Annotated in this window: 12 protein-coding genes; 8 read left to right on the top strand and 4 right to left on the bottom strand. The window is 72.9% G+C overall.

Annotated elements, in window-relative coordinates; translation table 11 throughout:
• Positions 1–160: 160 nt before the first annotated feature.
• Complete coding sequence (locus tag EV371_RS10325; protein WP_130461851.1) at positions 161–1,117, bottom strand: FAD-dependent oxidoreductase; 957 nt, start codon at positions 1,115–1,117, stop codon at positions 161–163.
• Positions 1,118–1,749: 632 nt separating this feature from the next.
• On the opposite strand from EV371_RS10325, the gene EV371_RS10330 reads away from it, so the two are divergent.
• Positions 1,750–4,035, top strand: a complete 2,286-nt coding sequence (locus EV371_RS10330; protein ID WP_130461852.1) for a glycoside hydrolase family 9 protein — start codon at positions 1,750–1,752, stop codon at positions 4,033–4,035.
• A 134-nt stretch (positions 4,036–4,169) separates the two neighbouring features.
• On the opposite strand, the gene EV371_RS10335 is transcribed toward EV371_RS10330, so the two are convergent.
• The 3 genes from EV371_RS10335 to EV371_RS10345 form a co-directional block, all read right to left on the bottom strand.
• Positions 4,170–6,389 carry a glycosyltransferase gene (locus EV371_RS10335; RefSeq protein WP_349338368.1) on the bottom strand — a complete coding sequence of 740 codons (2,220 nt, stop codon included), beginning with the start codon at positions 6,387–6,389 and terminating at the stop codon, positions 4,170–4,172.
• Between the two features lie 15 nt (positions 6,390–6,404).
• On the bottom strand, positions 6,405–7,196 hold the full coding sequence (locus EV371_RS10340) for a hypothetical protein (RefSeq protein ID WP_130461854.1): 792 nt from the start codon (positions 7,194–7,196) through the stop codon (positions 6,405–6,407).
• A gap of 63 nt (positions 7,197–7,259) precedes the next feature.
• Entirely contained in the window at positions 7,260–9,794 is a 2,535-nt protein-coding gene (locus EV371_RS10345) for a M28 family peptidase (protein ID WP_130461855.1), read from the bottom strand.
• Positions 9,795–9,806: 12 nt separating this feature from the next.
• Here EV371_RS10345 and EV371_RS10350 point away from each other — a divergent pair, with 12 nt between their 5' ends.
• The 7 genes from EV371_RS10350 (at position 9,807) to EV371_RS10380 (ending at position 17,609) form a co-directional block, all read left to right on the top strand.
• Positions 9,807–10,169: a hypothetical protein gene (locus EV371_RS10350; RefSeq protein WP_486484566.1), complete on the top strand. Its 363-nt coding sequence runs from the start codon at positions 9,807–9,809 to the stop codon at positions 10,167–10,169.
• Between the two features lie 196 nt (positions 10,170–10,365).
• Positions 10,366–11,607 carry a SpoIIE family protein phosphatase gene (locus tag EV371_RS10355; RefSeq protein ID WP_130461856.1) on the top strand — a complete coding sequence of 414 codons (1,242 nt, stop codon included), beginning with the start codon at positions 10,366–10,368 and terminating at the stop codon, positions 11,605–11,607.
• Complete coding sequence (locus tag EV371_RS10360) at positions 11,604–13,307, top strand: sensor histidine kinase (protein ID WP_486484567.1); 1,704 nt, start codon at positions 11,604–11,606, stop codon at positions 13,305–13,307. The genes EV371_RS10355 and EV371_RS10360 overlap by 4 nt, the downstream gene beginning before the upstream one ends.
• A gap of 29 nt (positions 13,308–13,336) precedes the next feature.
• Positions 13,337–13,789 (top strand): response regulator, encoded by a 453-nt coding sequence (locus EV371_RS10365; protein ID WP_130461857.1) that lies wholly within the window; start codon positions 13,337–13,339, stop codon positions 13,787–13,789.
• Positions 13,782–14,603, top strand: coding sequence for an inositol monophosphatase family protein (locus EV371_RS10370; RefSeq protein WP_130461858.1), 822 nt, complete (start codon positions 13,782–13,784; stop codon positions 14,601–14,603). Before EV371_RS10365 ends, EV371_RS10370 begins: the two co-directional genes overlap by 8 nt.
• A gap of 354 nt (positions 14,604–14,957) precedes the next feature.
• The gene (locus EV371_RS10375; protein ID WP_486484568.1) at positions 14,958–16,007 is read left to right on the top strand and encodes a coiled-coil domain-containing protein; all 1,050 of its coding nucleotides are present in this window, start codon (positions 14,958–14,960) and stop codon (positions 16,005–16,007) included.
• Positions 16,008–16,043: 36 nt separating this feature from the next.
• Complete coding sequence (locus EV371_RS10380; protein ID WP_207230453.1) at positions 16,044–17,609, top strand: fused MFS/spermidine synthase; 1,566 nt, start codon at positions 16,044–16,046, stop codon at positions 17,607–17,609.
• Positions 17,610–17,612 lie beyond the last annotated feature (3 nt).

Genomic DNA, 17,612 nt, shown 5'->3' on the forward strand with positions numbered 1-17,612 from the left:
GATACCGCCGGTTTGTCCTGTCGGGATGATGCGACAGCGGGCGGCGCCTGTCAGTCGGACATCTGCCGTTCTGCGGTCGGATCTCCGGCCGGTGGTGTCGCGGTGCGCTCTCCGGCCGGTACCGGCGGGAAGCGGGTCGCCTTGGGGCGGGCCCGCCTGATCAGGTCAGCTCGCTCAGTGACAGCACCTCGTCGGCGCAACCCCAGGAAAGGGCGAGCCCGGATCCACCGTGGCCGTAGTTGTGGATGAGAACGTTCCCGTCGACGAGGTCACGTTCTATCCGTACGCTCGGCCGGCTCGGCCGTAGCCCGACCAGGATCTGCCGGATCCGGGCGTGCCGGAGGGACGGTTCGACAGCCGAGCAGCGTTCGACGATTGCCGCCGCCCTGACCGGGTCGGGTGTGAGACTGTCCGAGCCGGGGGTCGCGCTGCCGCCGAGTACGACGTGACTGCCGTGCGGCAGGATGTAGGTCATGTCCTCGTGTTCGGCCCAGTCCTGGAAGAACGTCTCTATTCCCGGATTGTCCACGACCACCAGTTGTCCCCTGGTGGGATAGACCTGATCGTCGGGGACCAGATGGCGGGCGCCGAGGCCGGTGCAATTCACGAGCACGGCGGCTCTGCCGGTGAGTTCCTTGAATGAGTTGACCGCGGCGATTTCCATTTCGACGCCGTAGCCGACCAGGCGTCGGGTGAGATGTTCGAGGTACCGGGGCATGTCCACCAGTGGACTGGTGTAACGCCAGCCGCTGACGTAGCCGGGCGGCAGTTGGTCGGCGGGGCAGAGTTCGAAGTCGTTCAGGTTGCGCACGCAGGCCGGCGGCTCAAGCGGAAAGGGTGCCACCTCCAGACCACGGACGAGCCGTACCCCGGACGACGGGTCCTCGGCGATCTTCTCCAGAGTCAGTCGGGTCTGTTCGCTCCAGTGCACGACGCGCTCGTCGGTCAGCTCGTAGGGCCCCCAACTCGCACCGGCGGACGCGGAGGTGGTCTCCCGCGGGGGCCGGGCGGCCAGGATCTGGACCGAGAGTCCCGCCTCGGCGAGCCGGACCGCGGTGGACAGTCCGATGACGCCCGCGCCGATAACCAGAACGTCGGGCCGTCGGGATATCGCCATTAGGCCATATTAACGGAGGTCTTACCCGTCGAGCGGGGGCGCGGTGCCGGATATCCGGTTGCGGGGCCGTCGTTGGGCACCTCGGCATGTCAATGTGGAATCGCCGGCGGCGGCGCCGGGTGGAAATTGCGGTGTCGAATTACGGTCGGTGGCGGAAGTCTCCGACGCCGGGCTGGCCGAATTCGCCAAGACCAGGAGTTTCACTCGCCTCGGATCTCCCGTGACTACGGAAAGTTATGGTAAGGATTCGTGGGGTTGCGGCGGGGCATCGATGCTGGTCCGGTCGCCGCCAGGGCCAGGGGCGCGCCCCGCCTGGCCGGGACGGCGCCTGGCCGGGATGGCGCCGTGTCGGTCGGGTGTCGGGTCGAGCGGGTGTCGGTCGGGCGGGGCACCCGGTCGGCCGATCGGTCGGTCGTGCGGGGTTGCCGAGGTCGGGCTGTCCCGCTTCGGCGGGATTTATCGCCGTCATCCGGCACCGGGCTCTCCGGCGGCCTGTTGACATGCCGGAAAGTCGATGTCAATCTCCCGGTATTCCCGGACTGGGAGCGCTTCCATAGATCTCGGTTCACGTCGTACCACCCCTGCCCGGCGGTGCCGGCCAACCGGTCACCGCGCCCACCGGAAGGAATGACGTGCTCAGACCCCGCTCGCCGCACACCGTTCCACTCGCCGTCGCCACCGTCGCGGCCCTGGCCGCCACCGTGCTGACCACGCCCGTCGCCGCCTCCGCTGCCGAGGATGCGCCGGAGCAGATCGTCAACGGCACCTTCGACAACGGTCACGCCCCCTGGTGGGGCACTGCCAACCTCACCCTCGACTCCAGCACCGGTCAGCTCTGCGCCGACGTCCCCGGCGACACGGTCAACCCCTGGGACGTGATCATCGGCCAGGACAACGTCGCGCTGGTCGCCGGTGAGTCGTACGAGTTCCGCTTCTTCGGCCAGGCCAACCCGAACAGGGTCGGCCGGGCGCTGGTCCAGATGCCCGTCGACCCGTACACCCAGTACCTGTCGGCCAGCCCCGAGCTGAGCGTCTCCGGCAACGAGTACAGCTACACCTTCACCTCCCCGGTCGACCTGCCGAACGCACAGGTCGTCTTCCAACTCGGCGGCAGCGCCGAGCCGTGGACGGTCTGCCTGGACAACGTCTCGCTGACCGGCGGCGCCGAGCCGGACGTATACGTCCCCGACACCGGACCGAGAGTCCGGGTCAACCAGGTCGGCTACCTGCCGAAGGGGCCGAAGAACGCCACGGTGGTCACCGAGGCGACCAGGCCGCTGCCCTACCAGCTCCGCGACGGTGCCGGCCGGCTCGTGAAGCAGGGCCGGACGACGCCGCGCGGCCTGGACCGCTCCTCCGGGCAGAACGTGCACACCATCGACTTCGGGCACTTCACCCGGCCCGGCACCGGCTACACGCTGACCGCCGACGGCGAGACCAGCCGGCCGTTCGACATCGGCGCCGGCTTCTACGAGCGGCTCCGCACCGACGCGTTGAAGTTCTACTACACCCAGCGCAGCGGCATCGAGATCTCCGACGCGCTCCGCCCCGGCTACGGCCGGCCGGCCGGACACGTCGGGGTCGCGCCGAACCAGGGTGACACGGCGGTACCCTGCCAGCCAGGTGTCTGCGACTACACCCTGGACGTCTCCGGCGGCTGGTACGACGCCGGGGACCACGGCAAGTACGTGGTCAACGGCGGCATCTCGGTGCACCAGCTGATGAGTGAGTACGAGCGCTCGATCCGGGCCGGTACCGGTCAGCCGTGGCGGCTCGGCGACCGGACCCTGCACCTGCCGGAGAGCGGCAACCGGGTGCCGGACATCCTCGACGAGGCACGGTGGGAGCAGGAGTTCCTGCTCAGCATGCAGGTACCGGCCGGTAAGCCGCTGGCCGGGATGGCCCACCACAAGATCCACGACGACTCGTGGACCGGGCTGCCGCTGCTGCCGCACCTCGACGACAAGCGGCGGGAGCTGCACCCGCCGTCCACCGCCGCCACGCTCAACCTGGCGGCCACCGCCGCGCAGGCCGCGCGGGTCTTCCGGCCGTACGACCGGAGGTTCGCCGCCCGGAACCTGGCCGCCGCGAAGACCGCCTGGGCCGCCGCCCTGGCCAACCCCGAGCGGTACGCCGACCCGGCCGACGCCAACGGCGGCGGTGCGTACAACGATGCCGACGTCACCGACGAGTTCTACTGGGCCGCCGCCGAGCTGTACCTGACCACCGGGGCGAAGGAGTACCGCGACTTCGTGCTCCGCTCCCCGCACCACACCGGCGACGTCTGGCGGGAGCGGGGGATGGACTGGGGCAACACCGCCGCGCTCGGCCGGTTGCAACTGGCAACGGTGCCGAACAGGCTGCCGGACCGGGCCCGGGTACGCGCCTCGGTCGCCCAGGGCGCCGACCGGTACCTGGCCACGCTGCGGGCACACCCGTACGGCATCCCGTACAACCCGTCGGACAACCTCTTCGACTGGGGCTCCAACAACCTGATCGTCAACAACGCCATCGTGCTGGCCACCGCGTTCGACCTGACCGGCAGGGACCGCTACCGGGACGGGGTGCTGGAGACGATGGACTACATCTTCGGCCGCAACGCCCTGAACCAGTCGTACGTGACCGGCTACGGCGAGGTGGCCTCCCGCAACCAGCACAGCCGCTGGTACGCCCGCCAGCTCAACCCCGACCTGCCCAACCCGCCCCGGGGCACCCTCTCCGGCGGCCCGAACTCGGCCATCCAGGACCCGGTCGCCCAGCAGAAGCTGCGCGGCTGCGCGCCGCAGTTCTGCTACATCGACGACATCGAGTCCTGGGCGACGAACGAGCTGACCATCAACTGGAACTCGCCGCTGTCCTGGATCGCCGCCTTCATCGCCGACCAGGACAACGGGGACGCCCGCAACCACCGGCACTGACCGCCCGTCGAGAGCTGGCGGGGGCGCCCGGAGCACCCGGGCCCCCGCCACCTCGGGCGAAGCCCCCGGCCTGCGGGCATCCGCCGGCCGGGGGCCGCCCCACCGCACCTGGCCCGTTGTGGGTGGGTGGGTTCTCAACCCGGCGAGGCCGGCGCGCGCCGGCCCGACCGGTAGCCGTTCGGGTTCCCCGGCCAGGCCGGTGTGCGGTCGGCGGTGCCGGGACCGACCAGTGCCGCCGCCTCGCCGGTCCGGACCATCCGGTGCCAGCGCAGCCGGCTGCCGAGCAGCGCGGTGACCGTCGACTGGACGACCACCAGGTACATCAACTGCCGGTAGACGAGCTGCTGCAACGGCAGACTCCAGAGCGGACCGAGCCGCTCACCGTCCAGTCGCAGCGCGTACGCCGCGGTCCCCGCCTGGAGCAGCAACAGGCCGAGCCAGGCCAGCACGAGATGGCTCCACGGCAGGAAGAAGAGCCCGTAGAGCGCGAACGCGTCGACGGCCGAACCGGTCAGCGGCAGCAGCACCTGGAACACCGCGAGGTACGGGAGGGCACGTCGCCCCAGCCGCCCGCCCGGACCGCGCTCCACCAGGGCGTGCCGGTGCTTCCACATCGCCTGCATGGTCCCGTAGCACCAGCGGTAGCGCTGCCGCCACAGCTGGCGCAGCGAACCGGGCGCCTCGGTCCAGGCGATGGCCCGCCCCTCGTACGGGACCCGCCAGCCGGCGCGTAGCACGGCCATGGTCAGGTCGGTGTCCTCGGCCAGCGTGTCCCCGGGTACGCCGCCCGCGTCCAGCAGTGCCGCCCGACGGAAGGCGCCGATCGCGCCCGGGATGGTGGGCATGCAGCGCAGCACGTCGTACATCCGGCGGTCGAGGTTGAACCCGATGACGTACTCGAGGTGCTGCCAGCGGCCGAGCAACCGGCGCCGGTTGGCCACCCGGGTGTTGCCGGAGATCGCCCCGACGGAGGGGTCGGCGAAGCCCTGGACGAGCCGGTACACCGTGTCCGACTGGAACACCGTGTCCCCGTCCACCAGCACCAGCAACTCGGTCCGGGCGTGCCGGATGCCGGTGTTCAGCGCGGCCGGCTTGCCGGCGTTGGCCTGCCGGACGACCCGTACCCCGGGCAGGCGCATCCGCTCCACGACCTCGGCCGTGCCGTCGGTGGAGCCGTCGTCGACCACGATCACCTCGATCGCCGGGTAGTCGCTGTTGACCAGGGACCACACCGTCGCGCCGATGTTGGCGGCCTCGTTGTAGGCGGGCACGATCACCGTCACCGGGGCGAAGAACCGGCCAGCCGGCCTGGCCCGGGACCGGGCACGGGTCCGCCGCCGGTGCACCTCCGCGCAGGCCACCTGGACCACCAGCCGGGCCAGGCCGAGCAGCAGCGCCACGGCGAGCAGCCAGCCCATCACGGTGGCCAACCAGCCGGCGCCGGCCTGGGCGTACCGGAGGGCGGTGCCGCGCAGTCGGTCGCCGGTCGAGGCGACGAGCTCCGAACGGGGCGTGCCGAGCCCTTCCGACACGGTACTGAACCGGTAGCCCAGGTCCGTCATCTCCGGTAGCAGCCGGTCGAGCGCGGCAACGGTCTGGGACCGGTCCCCGCCCCCGTCGTGCAGCAGCACGACCGCGCCCGGCTCGTCCGGCACCGGCTTCCGGCCCCGACCTGGCTGCCCGGCCGACCTGCCCTCAGCGGCGGCGACGATGCGGTCGACACCCGGGCGACGCCAGTCGACGGTGTCCCGGTCGGCGAGTACGGCGATGTGGCCGGCCCGGGCCGCCGCCCGCAGCGCGTCGGCGTCGTCCGCGGTCAGGCTGCCCGCCCCGGACGAGTACGGCGGCCGGAAGAGGATCGGGGAGCGCCCGGTGGCCCCGGCGACGGCGCTCCGGGTGAGCTGGAGTTCCAGTTGGCGCCGCCAGTCCGGCAGGGCCGCCAGGTCCGCGTGGGTGAACGTGTGCGATCCCAGCTCGTGGCCCTCGGCGAGGATCCGCCGGACCAGTTCCGGGTGCTCGTTGACCCGGGCGCCGACGACGAAGAACGTGGCGTGCGCCCGGTGCCGTCGTAGCACGTCGAGGATCTCGGGGGTCCACCTCGGGTCCGGGCCGTCGTCGAAGGTCAGTGCGATCGTGCCGGCCGGCATCGAGCGGCTGACCGGGGTGGGACCGTCGAGCCGGAGGATCGGGCCGGCCCGGGTCAGCGCGTCGGGGGCCGGTGCCGGATGAGCCGCGGCCCGTCCGGAGCCGCCTCCGGCGATCGAGACGTAACCGTTGAACGACAGCGCGGCGAGCAGCACCGCGAGGCCGAGCACCAGCAGCAGCCAGTGCGCCCGGGGGTCCCGTCGCGCCACGTGTAGGGCCATCGGTCAGCCGGCCGCTGGCGATCGGCGGGATTTGCCCGGCTTGTCGGTGCCGGCGGCCGGATTGCCCGGCGACGGGTTGCGGCGCAGGTCGCCCTGTCCGGGGCGATCGGTGGTCGCGGGTGTCCCGGACGGCGGTGCCGGGCGGGTGGTCGGGTTCGCCGGGCGGGCCGTCCCGGGCGCTGCCGGTGCGGTCCGGGCCGCCCCACCGGTCGGGGGCGTGGTGGCCGGAGCGTCGGTCCCGGACCGTCCCGTCCCGGCCTCGTCCCGGAGGTGTCCGCCGCCCGCATCCGGCCACCCCGGCACCGAGGCCGACCCGCCGGTCAGCAGCCCGAGCGCGAGCAGTCCGAGGCTGACCAGCAGGCCGGCCCCGAGGCCGAGACCGGCGAGCACGACGACCCGTCGCCGTCGGCCGGTGCGATCCACGAAGACCGGCCGGACCCGGGCCGCCGACCGGTTCGCGATGGTCGGCCGGTCCTGTGGCGCCGACCGGTTCGCGATGGTCGGCCGGTCCTGTGGCGCCGGCCGGCTCGCGATGACGGGCTGGCCGTGGGCGGTCGGCCGGTCACTCGTGGCGCCCGGCTCGCCGGGGTGCCGGATGGTCGGCGGTGAGGGCTCGGCGCGGTGCGGGGCCGCCCGGTTCCCCCGGTGATCGGGGACCTGGGCGGCGTTCCCGCCGCGTGTCGTGCCGAGCCGGCCGCCCAGCGGATCCGGATTCGACGGCGGCGGAACCCGCCCGCCGCGGGGCAGGCGTTCGGCGGCGGGCGGGTCGAGCCGGTAGGCGTTTCGTTTTCTCATCTCGGCTACTACAGCGATGGACCCGCCCTCGGCGTCACAACCCGCGCCGGCCCGGAGATCGGCTCAGAACGGGTACGTCCGGGCCACCGCGACCAGTTCCGAACTGTGCGATCCGACGATCCCGACGCCCGGCGGGCGCGGGCGGAAGCCGGGCAGCCCGGCCAGGCCGTCACTGGCGTCCATCGCCCGCAGCCGTACCGGAGCGTCCCCGGCCGGGCGGAGCCGCAGCTCGATCTCGAACCCCTCGGCCGGCGGTGCGTGGAACACCACCCCGAACGGCTCCCGGTCGGCGGCCGGGCCGTCGTCGCCCCGGACCTCCGGACCGTCGACCCTGACCTGCCGGCCGGCGACCCGGGCCGAGACGACGGTGGCGGTCGCCGGGTCGACGTGCAGCGCGGCGAACCGTACCGGGCGCTGCGGGACGAGCCGGACGCGCAGCGTACGCACCCCGGAGTCGGTGACGTCGGCGATCGGGTCGAGCCGGGGCGGAGGCAGGGCGGCCGGTTCGGCGGGGCCGGCGCGCAGCACCTCGTCGCCGAAGACCGGGAAGGTGTCGCCGACCCGGGTCGGGCCGTCGACATACCGGGCGGTCCAGGGCTGTGGGTCGGTCTCCTCGCTGAGCCAGCGGGCCGTACCGGTGTCGGTGTCCAGTGCGTACATCAGGTGGGTCGGCACCGGGTGCGCGGCGTCGAACCGGTCCACCACCAGGCCGGTCCCGGTGCACGCCACGGCGCCGAGCAGCGCGGCCAGTGCGGGCAGCGCACCGCGCCGCCGGGCCCGGAGCGCGGCGATGCCGCGCTGACCGCCGGCCGCCGGGTGCAGCAGGTCGAGTACGGGCAGCGCGGCCAGCCCGAGCAGCACCGCGAAGAGTGCCCCGACACCGCCCATCGCCATGCCGAGCGCCGGGAAGAGCAGCACGACGGTGGGGAGCAGCACGAGTACCCCGACCGCCGCACCGGCGGTCACCGCGACCACCGGCCACGGGCCGTTCCGGGGTACGGCCAGGGCCGCCAGTCCGGCCAGCACGCCGGCCAGCGCGGGCAGGGTGGTCAGGTACGCGCCGCCGGGGGCCACCGCCGCGAGCAGCACCCCGAGTACGGCCAGCCAGCCCAGCCCGCCGACGGCGAGGGCCGCCGGACCGGTACGCCGACGGGTCAGCGCGTACCAGCCGAACAGCACTGCCGCGGCGAGCGCCACCACGGCCAGCCGATACCAGAATGGACGGTACGGGTCCAGCAGCGTCGCGTAGCCCGGCCGGATCGCGGTGACCCCGGCCCAGAGCAGTTGCGCCCCGAGCGGCGCCAGCACGATCGGCAGCAGCGCCAGTCCGAACCCGGCGGCGAGCCGGGGCCACGAGGCGCGCCCCCGCCGCCGGACGGCCCAGCCGAGTACCCCGACGCCGGCCAGCGCCAGCAGTGCGAGCGGCAGGGTGAGCCAGCCGGGATACCGGGCCAGCCCGCCGGGCAGCGGGAAGTAGGTGGCGTCCCCGGCGGCGTCCAGCCGGGTCAGGTCGATCGCGCCGAACTCCCGGGCCAGCCCGAGCGTGTTCGCCCCGTGCTGTTGCAGGCTGCCCCGGTCGACGTTGGCCGGGGTGTCCAGCGGGGTGTGGTAGAGCGCCGCACCGTCGATGTAGGCGGCGTTCAGCCCGGTGAAGCCGTGGTCGAGGAAGGCGGTGAAGTCGGTGTCGTTGGGCAGCAGTCGGTAGACCTCGACCGCGAACGAGGTACCCGTCGGGTACGGCGCGGCCCGGCCGAAGACCTCCACCAGGCCGGCGTTGCGCAGCGAGGTCTCGAACATGATCACCGGGCCGGTGCTGCCCCGCGCCTCCAGGTTGAGCACCACGCCACCGTCGGCGGCCAGCGGGTGGTCGGCGGCGAACGCCGATGCGCCGCAGAGGCAGGCCTCCTCGGCGTCGGTGAAGACCAGCACGACGTCGTTGCGGGGGCGCTCGCCCACGGTCAGCGCGCGGGCCACCTCCAGCAGTGCCGAGGTGCCGGCCCCGTCGTCGTTGCCGCCCGGCCCGACCTGCACCGAGTCGTAGTGGGCGACCAGAAAGACCCGACCGGTGGGATCGGTGCCGGGGATCCGGGCGACCACGTTGCGGACCCGGGCCAGTGTCGCCCCGCCCGCCCCGCCGCGCAGCTGCCCCGCCTCCTCGGCGACGGTGTCCTGCAGCTCCGGAGTGAGGCCGAGGCCACGCAGCGTGCTCTCCAGGTAGCTCCGTACCCGATCCGCGGCGGGGCTGCCGGCGGCGTGCGGCTCCGCCGCGATCGTCCGGAGATGCCGGTATGCCCGGTCCGCGCTGAACTCGTCGGCCGGTGCGTCGAGACCGGCCGGGCTCGGCGTACCCAGGCCGAGCCCGGTGACCAGGCCGACCGCCGCCAGCGCGGCCAGGGCCGCCAGCGCGGCCGGGAACCGGCATCGGGGCCGGGCCAGCGCCCGCTCGGAAGCGGGCAGCCGGATCGCGGGGGGCCGGTCGGCGGGGGAGCGGTGGTCAGCGGCGGGCACGGGTGCCTCCAGGGGTCGGCAGTGGCTGCCATCATCGCGGGTGGGCGGCTCGCCGGCCGGCCGGGTCAGCTCGCTGGCGACCGGTCGCATAGCGTGATACGCATGTCCACGTACCGAATGACCGATCCCGTCGCCGTACTGCGCGATTTCGTCGCCCGGGTGGCGCCGTACGACCCGGGACCGGATGCCGCGCCGGTCGGCGTCGTCGAGGTCCGTGGCGCCGGGGCGACCGGGACGGTGTCGCTCACCCCGCACCTGGCCCGGGCCCTGGCCGAGGCGCTGGCGGGTTACCGGGACCCGGCCGACCGGGGCAGCTGCGCGGGCTGCGGGAGTCGCCGGCTGGACGAGAACCTGCACTGCCCCGACTGCGACCGGTTGCACGGGGTGCTCGGCCAGGTGATTGCCCACCAAGCCGAACAGGTACGCCTGCGGGACCCGGCCGGTTCGGCGGAAGCCCCGGGGTGAGGTGTGGCACCCCCGGTGACGCCGCGACACCGCGTCGGCGCCACCTGTGTTGTGTGGCAGCGTTGGGTGGTACAGGATCGGCGCGGATCGTCGTGGTGGGTACGGGTCGGAGACGATCGGACGGGGCACCGGGGGCCGGGTGACGGGGTGGCTCGATGGTGGCGGTAGGAACGGAGCGAGGAGGCGTCGTGACCGGATGGGGGGCGGACCGGTGACCGGATCGTCCGTCGTACCCGCACCCGCGTACCCGCACGGCGGGCTCGGGCGGCACGCCAAACTGCCGCCCCGGGAGCGGCTGCGGGTGTTGCTGATCGAGGATGACGACGCCGACGCCTTCCTCGTGGGCGAGCTGCTCGCCGAGACCGGTGACCGCATCGACCTGCTCGTCGCGACCAGTCTGAACGCCGCCCGGGCGCAGATCCGCGGCGTCGACTGCGTACTGCTCGACCTCGGCCTGCCGGACGCGCAGGGGCTGGACGGGCTCCGGCAGGTGCTCGGAATGTCCAGCAACGCCGCCGTCTGTGTGCTGACCGGCCGTTCGGACGAGCACCTCGGCATCGGCGCGGTCGCCGAGGGCGCCCAGGACTACCTGGTCAAGGGGCAGGTCGACGGGGTCCTGCTGGCGCGGTCGCTGCGCTACGCGGTGGAGCGGAAGCGGGCCGACGAGAACACCCGGCGGCTGCGCGAGGTGGAGCTGCGCCAGGCCGAGTCCGCCCGGTTGGAACGCGGCCTGCTGCCCCAGCCGCTGATCGACACCGACCTGGTGCAGGTGCACCCCTTCTATCGGCCGGGTCGGCACGAGGCGCTGATCGGCGGCGACTTCTACGACGTGGTGCAGACCACCCCGGACCGGATCGACGTGATCGTCGGCGACGTCTGCGGGCACGGGGTGGACGAGGCCGCGCTCGGCGTCGAACTCCGGGTCGCCTGGCGGGCCCTGGTACTCGCAGGGGTCCCCGACGAGCAGGTGTTGCCGGCGCTCGAACAGGTACTGATGAGCGAGCGGTCGAAACGGGAGATCTTCGCCACCGTCGCCGCCGTCCGGCTGGACCTGGCCGGCAACCGGGCCACCGTCCGGCTGGCCGGGCATCCGCCTCCGCTGCTGCTCGCCGGGGGGCGGGTGGCCCCGGTGCCGGCGCCGCACGGGCTGCTGCTGGGGGTACGCCCACGGCCGCCGGTGCCGTACGAGCTGAGCTTCGACACCGAGGACTGGTCACTGTTGATGTACACGGACGGGCTCATCGAGGGGCGGATCGGCGACGGCGACGAGCGGCTGGACGTACCGGGGCTGAGCCGGCTGGTGGCCACCCCGGACGCCGGTGGGGTGGGTCTGCCGGAGCTGCCCGGCTGGCTGGTGGAGCAGGCCGAGGAGTACAACGGCGGCCCGCTCGCCGACGACGTGGCGATGTTGCTGGTGAGCCGGGGGGAGGGGCGGTGAGGTCGCCGGTACGGTGGACGCTGCGTCGTCGGGTCGCCGCGCTGTGCGTGATCGTCGGGGTGGTGCTCGGCATGCTGGCGGTCAGCGCCGCGGTCGTCGCCAACAGCAACCGGCAACATCTGAACACCCTGCTCACCAAGACCGGTCCGCTGCGCACCGACGGCCAGGCGCTGCTCAGCGCGCTGGTCGACCAGCAGACCGGGGTACGCGGCTACGCCGTCACCGGCGACGACGCCGATCTCGCGCCGTACCGGGATGGCCTGCGGCGGGAGACAGCGCTGATCGCCTCGATGGACGCGCTCCTGCACGACCAGCCGGAGATCCGTCGTGAGCTGCACACCGTGCGGGATCATGCCCGGCAGTGGCGGGCTGCGGTGGCCGAGCCGGCGATCGAGCTGACGGTGCGGGTTGGGCCGGAGGCGGCGCAGGCGCACATGGCCGCCGAGGCTGTCGACAGCTTCACCGAGCTGCGCGGCGAGATGGAGGCGTTGCAGCAGTCGATCCGGGAGCTGCGCAACAGCGTCGCCGCGAAAGCCCGGGAGACCGGCAACACCCTGGTACTGCTGCTGATCCTGGCCGCGGTCGTGGTGGTGCTGGCCGGGCTGGCCCTGCTGACCTCGCTGAACCGCCTGGTGATCGGTCCGGTCACCACGCTCGCCGGCCAGGTACGGGAGGTTGCCGGCGGGGCCTACCGGCGGGAGATCGAGCAGGTCGGGCCGCCGGAGCTGGCCGCGCTGGCCGGCGACATCGACGGGATGCGTCGCCGGATCGCCGCCGACCTGGACGAGGTGCGCCAGGCCCGGGAGCGGATCGAGTGGGTCAACAGCCAACTGGAGAAGCAGGCCGAGGAACTGGTCCGGTCCAACCGGGACCTGGAGCAGTTCGCCTACGTCGCCTCGCACGACCTCCAGGAGCCGCTGCGCAAGGTGGCCAGCTTCTGCCAGCTCCTGCAACGCCGGTACGCGGGCAAGCTCGACGAGCGCGCCGACCAGTACATCGCGTTCGCGGTCGACGGGGCGCAACGGATGCAGCGGTTGATCAACGACCTGTTGGAGTTCTCCCGGATCGGTCGGCTCACCAGCGGTTTCACCGACGTGGACCTGAACGCGGTGCTGGACGAGGTCGCCGGCCAGACCGAGGCCACCCGGCGGTACGTCGGCGGCGAGCTGACCTGGTCGGACCTGCCGGTCATCCGCGGCGAGGAGACCCTGCTGACCAACCTGCTGGCCAACCTGGTGGGCAACTCGCTCAAGTTCCGCCGGCCGGACGTCGCGCCGAAGGTGCACGTCTCGGCCCGGCGGGTGGACGACGAGTGGGAGATCAGTTGCCAGGACAACGGGATCGGGATAGAGCCCGAGTTCGCCGACAAGATCTTCGTGATCTTCCAGCGGCTGCACGCCAAGGACGCCTACCCGGGTACCGGCATCGGGCTGGCCATCGTCAAGAAGATCGTCGAGTACCACGGCGGCCGGGTCTGGGTGGACCCCGACGCGGTGGCCGAGGGCACGATGATCCGGTTCACCCTGCCGGTACCGCCGGAGTTGCGGGAGTCGATCGAGCCGTCCGGGGCGCCCGGGGCGGAAGGGGCCGAGCCGGCCCTGCCCGCGCCGGCATCCGGCACGCCGGCCGTGGACGAGGCCGACGCCACACCGTCGGGTGAGTCGGCTCAACCGGCCGGTGACATGAAGCAGACTGTCTGACTGATGAGTGGATCGACGAGGAGGGGCCGATGACGGCACCGGCGGACGGCAAGAGCCCGATCGAGGTGCTGCTGGTCGAGGACGACCCGGGTGACGTGCTGATGACGCAGGAAGCGTTCGAGGAGCACAAGCTGCGCAATCGGCTCACCGTGGTCTCCGACGGCGCGGCGGCCCTGGCCTACCTGCGGCAGGAGGGCGAGTATGCCGACGCGGTACCGCCGGACCTGATCCTGCTCGACCTCAACCTGCCCCGCCGGGATGGCCGGGAGGTGCTGGCCGAGATCAAACGGGACGAGCAGCTCTGCCGGATTCCGGTGGTGATACTGACCACCTCGCAGGCCGACGAGGACATTCTGCGCAGCTACCAGCTGCACGCGAACGCGTACGTGACGAAGCCGGTCGACTTCGACCGGTTCATCTCGGTGGTGCGGCAGATCGACGAGTTCTTCGTCAGCGTCGTGAAGCTTCCGCCGCGTGGCTGACCCCGAGTCGCGGCTGGTCGAGCAGGTCGGTGCGCTGCTGCGCCGGGCCGCCGCCGAGGCCATCCTGCCGATGTTCCGGCACCTGGCCGAATCCGACGTCTCGGAGAAGGCCCCGGGCGAGGTGGTGACGGTCGCCGACCACCGGGCCGAGGAGATCATCGCCGCCGGGCTGCGCCGGCTGCGGCCGGAGTCCGAGGTGGTCGGCGAGGAGGGGGTGGCCGCCGATCCGGCGGTCCTGGACCTGCTCGCCGGGCCGGCCGAGGCGTGGCTGGTCGACCCGTTGGACGGTACGGCGAACTTCGCGGCCGGGCGGCAGCCCTTCGCGGTGATGGCGGCGCTGCGGCGGGGCGGGCGTACCGAGGCGGCCTGGATCCTCGACCCGATGGCGGACCGTCTGCTGGTGGCGCGCGCCGGGGAGGGGGCGTACCTGGACGGGAACGCGGTGCGGACGACCGGCGAGTCGATTCCCGCCAGGTCGCTGCGCGGCGTGGTGGCGAGCCGGTTCCTCCCGGTGGAGCTGCGGGAACGGGTGACCGAGGGTGCCGGCCGGATCGGCACGGTGCTACCCGGGCAGCACTGCGCTGGTCAGGAATATGCGGATATTGTGGACAATCGGCAGCAGTTCGCGATCTTCTGGCGGACCCTGCCCTGGGACCACGCGCCCGGAGCGCTGCTGGTCGAGGCGGCCGGCGGGGTGGTCCGGCGGCTCGACGGCAGCCCGTACGACCCGGTCGACGGGCGGGCCGGGCTGCTGGTCGCCGCCAACGAATCGGTCTGGGACACCGTGCACGCGGCCCTGCTCGCCACGCACTGACCAGACTCGCCACGCACTGACCAGACTTGCCACGCACTGACTGGACCAGCCGAGGGCAATCAATCGTCCGATTTGGTCGTCATGCGATGCTTTCATGTGATATTGCGGCGGCCGTGACCGGGCCGACAGCGCGGCCGGCTTCCGGTAGGCTGACCGGCGGTCTCCGCCAGGTGGCGCCGTAAACGGTGCCGGCGGTGGCCGCCGCGAGTAGACCCTCATCGACCTGGACCGCGCGGCGCTCACGCACCGCGTCCGACGGTGCGGTCCGGCTGACCGCCCGGGGCAGGTCGAAGAGGGTCCAATGGTCAAGTGTGGACCCTCCCGGGTCGGCGACCGACGGAAGGAACGGCTTTCGTGCGCACAACGGCCATCGCCCGGCTCTCCCGGCCACGCCGGTTCACGGCGCTGCTCGCCGCCGCCGCGATCCTCGCCGGAGCCCCGGCGGCCCTGGTCGGTACGGCCACCGCTCCGGCGACCGCCGCGCCCAGTTCGCCCGGCGACGAGGGCGGCACCAAGAAGCTCCGGGACGCCCTGGAGTCCGCCTCCAAGGGGCACATCGAGGCGACCGCCAAGCTCAACGCCTCCAAGAAGCGGCAGAGCCAGCTCGGCGCGCAGCTCAAGCAGGTCGAGACCCGGATCGCCACCCTCACCCAGGAGGTGGCGGTGATCGCCGCCGAGTCGTACCGCCGGGGCCGGCTCACCCCGATCTCGGCCCTGCTGAACAGCGCCTCTCCGCAGTCGTTCGTGGAGCGGGCCGCCGGGCTCGAAGTGATCGCCCAGCGCGACGACCGGAAGCTCCGCGAACTCGCCGAGTCGCTGGACCAGGCGACCCGGGCGAAGAACGCGATCGACGCCGAGGTCCGCGAGCAGCAGCGGCAGGTCGAGGTCATCGCCCGGAAGAAGAAGGACGCCGAACGTGCCCTGGCCGCCGTCGGCGGCAACCCCACCGGAGGGCTGATCAGCGCCAACTCGCCGCTGGCCAAGCCCGCGCCGCGCAACTCCGACGGCTCCTGGCCGAAGGAGTCCTGCACCATCGACGACCCGACCACCAACGGGTGCATCACGCCGCGTACCCTGCACGCGCTCAACCAGGCCAAGGCGAACGGTTTCCGGCGACACACCTCCTGCCACCGCAGCGGCGGCGGCGGTGAGCACCCCAAGGGGCGCGCCTGCGACTTCTCGGCCGCGGCCGGCGGGTTCAAGAACGTCGACGCCAGCGGCGGTGACCGGACCTACGGCAACAACGTCGCCGCGTTCTACGTCAAGAACGCCAGCCGGCTCGGGGTGCTCTACGTCATCTGGTACCGGCAGATCTGGATGCCCGGTAACGGGTGGCGGGCGTACAACGGCAACGGCGACCCGGCTTCCGACCACACGAACCACGTTCATCTGTCGATGTTGTAGCCCGGAGCCGGCGGTGGAATGCGTACCATCGCTGCGATGGACTCTTCACCACCTGGGGCGGCGGGCAGCGCCACCGTCGCGGACGAGCAGCCCGGGGCACCGGCCCGGGCCCTGCCGGCCGGCCTGGCCGCCACCCTGGTCTTCGTCGCCAGCGGTGCCGTGCTCGTCCTGGAGACGGCGTCGCTGCGGCTCGTCGGCCCGTACGTCGGGGTCACCCTCCAGGTCACCAGCTCGGTGATCGGGGTGGCGCTGGCCGCGATCGCCTACGGCGCCTGGATCGGCGGGTGGCTCGCCGACCGCCGGGACCCGCGCCGGCTCCTCGCCCCGGCACTGGTGCTCGCCGGCATCTGCACCGCGCTGACCCTGCCGATCGTCCGGTACGCCGGCGAGGTGCTGCGCGGTGGTGCCGCCGTCGGCATCCTGCTGCTCACCGCACTGGCGATCTTCCTGCCGGCGGCCCTGCTCGCCGCGATCACTCCGCTGGTGGTGAAGCTGCAACTCGGTGACCTGCGGCAGACCGGGCAGGTGGTCGGGCGGCTCTCCAGCATCGGCACGCTCGGTGCGATCACCGCGACCCTCGGCACCGGATTCGTCCTGGTCGCCGCCCTGCCGAGCACCGCCATCATTCTCGGCCTGGCGATCCTGCTCGGGGTGACCGGCCTGGCGCTCGCCGGCTACCTGCGCCGGCAGTCCCCGGCCGGGTTGCCGAAGGCGTCCCGGGTCACCGCGGCCGCGGCCGTGCTCGGCCTGGCCGGCGCCTCGCTCTCCGCCGTCGCGCCGAACCCGTGCGACGTGGAGACGGCATACCACTGCGCCTCCGTCGAACCGGACCCGGACAACTCCACCGGCCGGCTGCTGGTGCTCAACTCGGCCTGGCACTCCTACGTGGACCTGGCCGACCCGGGGCACCTGGAGTTCGAGTACACGAAGTGGATCGGGGCGGTCGCGGACGTGATGGCGCCGGTCGGGGCACCGCTTGCGGCCGTACACCTCGGGGGTGGCGGCTTCACCATGCCGCGCTACCTGACCGAAACCCGACCCGGGACCCACAACGAGGTCTACGAGATCGACGGTGAGCTGGTCGAGCTGGGCCGCCGCGAGCTGGACGTGCGGACCGGCCCGCAGCTGCGCGCCCGGGTCGGCGACGCCCGGATGCTGATCGGCGAACGGGCCGCGCGCAGCGCCGACCTGGTGGTCGGGGACGCGTTCGGGCACCTGGTGGTGCCCTGGCACCTGGCCACCCGGGAGATGGCCGCCGAGGTCCGCCGGGTGATCCGTCCCGGCGGCATCTACGCGCAGAACGTCATCGACCATCCGCCGCTGCGCTTCATCCGGTCCGAGGTGGCCACCGTGGCGGCCGAGTTTCCGCACATCGCCCTGGTCGCGCCGCCGGCCGCGCTGGCCGGCTCGCATGGCGCGAACTTCGTGATCCTCGCCTCGGATCGGCCGTTGCCGGTGGAGCGGGTGCGGGAACGCCTGATCACCTCGGCGGACGAGCCGGTCACCGTGCTCTCCGGTGCCGCGCTCGACGAGTTCGTCGACGACGCGATGGTGCTGACCGACGAGTACGCCCCGGTCGACCAGCTCCTCGCCACCGCCTGAGTC

This window comes from Plantactinospora sp. CNZ321 (genome assembly GCF_004217235.1).